Origin of the sequence: Mesorhizobium sp. M7A.F.Ca.US.005.03.2.1 (assembly GCF_003997795.1) — a bacterium.
In the GTDB taxonomy this organism is placed as follows: Bacteria; Pseudomonadota; Alphaproteobacteria; order Rhizobiales; family Rhizobiaceae; genus Mesorhizobium; species Mesorhizobium ciceri.
Genome location: NZ_RZRP01000616.1, coordinates 1 through 3,846, shown reverse-complemented (window position 1 = coordinate 3,846; position 3,846 = coordinate 1). Strand labels below are relative to the sequence as shown.

Here is a 3,846-nt window from a genome sequence, read left to right as displayed (position 1 = left end):
GGGATAGGGCCGCATCCCGAAACCGGGATGCGGCCCTATCCCTTTGAGCATGATCTGTTCCGAAAGGGATTCCATGTTTCGGGATCATGCTGTGGAGCGGGCAGATAGCCCGACGCCTCACGACTCAAAGAATACCAGCAAACACGGCAAAGGCGAGGCGGTTCGAAAAAACGTGAAGTGGACCGTTATAGTTCCATCCTGCATCGCTTTAGAAGGCAGCAGGCCCTTTAGAAGGTAGTGGGATCCGCATTCGCCCCGCAGACCAGCACGGCGACCCGTTCGCCCTGTGCCGGCGCATAGCGGCCCGACAGGATCGCGGCAAAGGCGGCCGCACCTCCCGGCTCGGAGATGATGCGGGTTCGGTTCCACAGCGCCTTCTGCGCGGCGACGATGTCGTCGTCGCCGACCAGGATCGAGCGTTCGACATAGGCCTCGGCGATCGGGAACATCATTTCGCCGACGCGCTTTGGCGCCAGTGAATCGGCGGCGATGCCCTCGGCCGGCGCATCGACGGGGTGTCCGGCCTCGAAGGCGCGATGCAGCGTCGGCGCTCCTTCCGGCTCGACGGCGATGATGCGGATGCGGCCCGCGAACCAGGCAGCGATGCCGCCGATCAGACCGCCGCCGCCGACAGCGACCAGCAGCGTGTCGATCCGAGGCAAATCGGCCTCGATTTCGAGCCCGAGCGTGCCTTGGCCGACGAGCGTTTCCTCCTGGTTGAAGGCATGGATCTGCAAGGCGCCGGTCTCCTCGGCGAACCGTTCGCTGGCGGCCAGCGCTTCGGCATAGCGGGCGCCGCCGACGATCAGCTCGGCGCCATAGGAGCGGATCCGTTCCAGCTTGGCTGCCGGGCTCACTTCGGGAACGAAGATGGTCGCCTTGTGGCCAAGCCGCATGGCGGCATAGGCGACGGCCGCGCCATGGTTGCCGCCCGATGCTGCGACGACACCGGCCTTTGGGACCGCACGCTCCAGCAGGTTGGTGAAGGCGCCGCGCGCCTTGAACGAGCCGGAATGCTGCAGGCATTCGAGCTTCAGGTCGACGGCCAGCGGCGGCCGATCGAAGTCGGCCATGTCGACGCGCAGCACCGGCGTGTGCCTGATATAGGGGCGGATGCGCGGTTCCATCGCGGCAATGCGCTCGCGTGTGACGGTGATGCCGTTCGTCATGATTGCTCCCTTTGACGGGTCGGTGTGTTTCCGGCGCTTCTATGCAAGCCAGTCGGGCACGGAATCCAGCCTGATCAGGTCGTCATAGGTCAGGCGTGGGCGCACGACGTGGAACCGGTCGCCGTCGACCAGCACTTCCGGAACCAGCAAGCGGGTGTTGTAGGTACCGGCCTGCACCGCGCCATAGGCGCCCGCGGTGGAGACGGCAATCAGGTCGCCGGCCTTCAGCCTGGGCAGATCGCGGTCCAGGCCGATATAATCGCCGGTCTCGCAGACCGGGCCGACGACGTCGACCATCATGCGCGGCGTGTCCGCCGGCGGCTGCACGACTGGACGGATATCGTGGAAGGCATCGTAGAGCGTCGGCCGGATGAGATCGTTCATGGCGGCGTCGACGACGAGGAAGTTCTTGGCGTCGCCTTCTTTTACGAAGATCACTTCCGAGACGAGGATACCGGCATTGCCTACGATCAGCCGGCCCGGCTCGAACATTACCTTCAGCCCGAGCTTGGTGACATGCTTCCTGACGATCTGGGCATAGGCATCGGGCAGCGGCGGCGGGTTGTTGTCGACGCGATAGGGGATGCCGAGGCCGCCGCCGAGGTCGATATGCTCGATGGCATGGCCGTCCGCCCGCAGCGCGCCGACCAGATCGACAAGCAGGGCGAAGGCGTCGTCGAAGGGCTGCAGCTCGGTGATCTGGCTGCCGATATGGGTGTCGATGCCGGTGATCCTGATGCCGGGAAGCTTTGCCGCGCGGGCATAGACCTGCCGCGCCCGCTGCCACGGGATGCCGAACTTGTTCTCGGCCTTGCCAGTGGAGATCTTCTTGTGGGTCCTGGCGTCGACATCGGGATTGATGCGCAGCGAGATCGACGCCACCTTGCCGAGGGCAACGGCTCGCGCCGACAACAGCTCGAGTTCAGGCTCGGACTCGACGTTGAAGCAGAGGATGCCGGCGGCAAGGGCAAAGTCCATTTCGCGCGCGGTCTTGCCGACGCCCGAAAACAGGATCTTGCCGGGCGGAATGCCGGCGGCCAGCGCCCGGCGCAATTCACCTTCCGAAACCACGTCGGCGCCGGCGCCGAGCTTCGCCAGCGTCCGCAGGACGGCCTGGTTGGAATTGGCCTTCATGGCGTAGCAGACCAGCGTGTCGAGCCCGGTGAAAGACTGGGCAAACACCCGGTAGTGCCTGGTCAGGGTGGCCGTCGAATAGCAGTAGAATGGCGTGCCGACCTGTGCGGCGATATCTGGTATCGCCACGTCCTCGGCATGGAGCACGCCATCGCGGTAGTCGAAATGGTTCACGGGAGTGGTTCCGGAAAGTTGGGGCGCGATGAGATCGGTTTGGAGGCCCGGCTCTCGTCGGCTCTAGATCAGCGGGTCGAGGATGAATTTCTTGTCCTTGACCGGTTTTTCCGGCTCCGGCGGCACGGGCTGGTGGGCCTTCGAGGCATCCTTGCGCGCCTGCACGGCCGCCTCATAGGGCGTGTCGAGAGCGCCCCTCCTGCCGCAGGCCGAAACGGCCGCGATCGCCACCAGCAGCGTCAGCGTCACCAAAATCCTGCTTCCGGTCATCGATCCATCCGTCCGAAACGTTTGTCAGCCGCCGCTTTTAGCCGAGTTCTCGGCGCATTGCACCCCGAGATATTGCTCGTCGCAATATCTGGCGCAACGTCCGGATATTGCTGGTCGCATGTCCGGGATATTGCTGGCGCAACATCCGGCATTACGCTTTCGCCAGTCGCTTTTTCCAGGCGCGGATCTGCTTCCTCACTTCCGACGGCGCGGTGCCGCCGAAACTGGTGCGGCTCTTGACCGAGTTCTGCACCGCCAGCACTGAGAATATGTCGGCCGTGATGCCGGGATCGATCGACTGCAGATCCTCCAGCGAAAGCTTCTCCAGCCCCACCTTCTTGTCTTCGGCCAGCGCCACCGCCCGGCCGGTGACATGATGCGCCTCTCGGAACGGCAGGCCGAGCGTGCGCACCAGCCAGTCGGCAAGGTCGGTTGCTGTCGCGTGGCCGGAGCCGGCGGCCTTCTTCATCGCGGCTGCGTTGACCGTCATGTCCGAGACCATGCCGGTCATCGCCGCCAGCATCAGGTCGAGCGTCTCGGCGGCGTCGAATACCGATTCCTTGTCTTCCTGCATGTCCTTGCCATAGGTCAAAGGCATGCCCTTCATCACCGTCAGCAGGCCGACCAGATGGCCGGTGACGCGGCCGGTCTTGCCGCGCACCAGTTCGGCGGCATCGGGATTCTTCTTCTGCGGCATGATCGACGAGCCGGTGGAAAACGAGTCCGACAGCCTGACGAAGCCGAATTGCGGCGTCGACCAGATGATGATCTCTTCGGCCAGCCGCGACAGATGCGTGGCGCAGATCGCGGCAAGAGCGAGGAACTCGAGCGCGAAATCGCGATCCGAGACGCTGTCGAGCGAATTGCGCATCGGCTCGCGGAAGCCGAGCCCCTTGGCGGTCCGGTGGCGGTCGATCGGGAAGCTTGTGCCGGCAAGTGCGGCGGCACCGAGCGGGCTTTCATCCATCCGTTCGATGGCATCGCGCACGCGCGACAGGTCGCGCGAAAACATCTCGACATAGGCCATGCAGTGATGGCCGAAGGTCACCGGCTGGGCCGCCTGCATATGGGTGAAGCCCGGCATCACGGTCGCCGCATG

The 3,846-nt window shown here is 64.6% G+C and carries 4 protein-coding genes; all 4 read right to left on the bottom strand.

What is annotated here, in order from left to right:
* Window positions 1-227: 227 nt before the first annotated feature.
* Window positions 228-1,169 (bottom strand): threonine/serine dehydratase, encoded by a 942-nt coding sequence (locus tag EN991_RS26850; protein ID WP_127369895.1) that lies wholly within the window; start codon window positions 1,167-1,169, stop codon window positions 228-230.
* Window positions 1,170-1,208: 39 nt separating this feature from the next.
* The gene (gene lysA / locus EN991_RS26845) at window positions 1,209-2,477 is read right to left on the bottom strand and encodes a diaminopimelate decarboxylase (protein WP_127369894.1); all 1,269 of its coding nucleotides are present in this window, start codon (window positions 2,475-2,477) and stop codon (window positions 1,209-1,211) included.
* Between the two features lie 63 nt (window positions 2,478-2,540).
* Window positions 2,541-2,747: a lipoprotein gene (locus tag EN991_RS26840; protein ID WP_023811112.1), complete on the bottom strand. Its 207-nt coding sequence runs from the start codon at window positions 2,745-2,747 to the stop codon at window positions 2,541-2,543.
* 151 nt (window positions 2,748-2,898) lie between these two features.
* Window positions 2,899-3,846, bottom strand: a 948-nt coding sequence (gene argH, locus EN991_RS26835; RefSeq protein WP_127369893.1) for an argininosuccinate lyase, incomplete at its 5' end; no start/stop codon positions are given.

Coding starts and splice junctions, on each gene's coding strand:
- EN991_RS26850 (WP_127369895.1), bottom strand. CDS start 1,169: ATGACGAACGGCATCACCGTCACACGCGAGCGCATTGCCGCGATGGAA.
- EN991_RS26840 (WP_023811112.1), bottom strand. CDS start 2,747: ATGACCGGAAGCAGGATTTTGGTGACGCTGACGCTGCTGGTGGCGATC.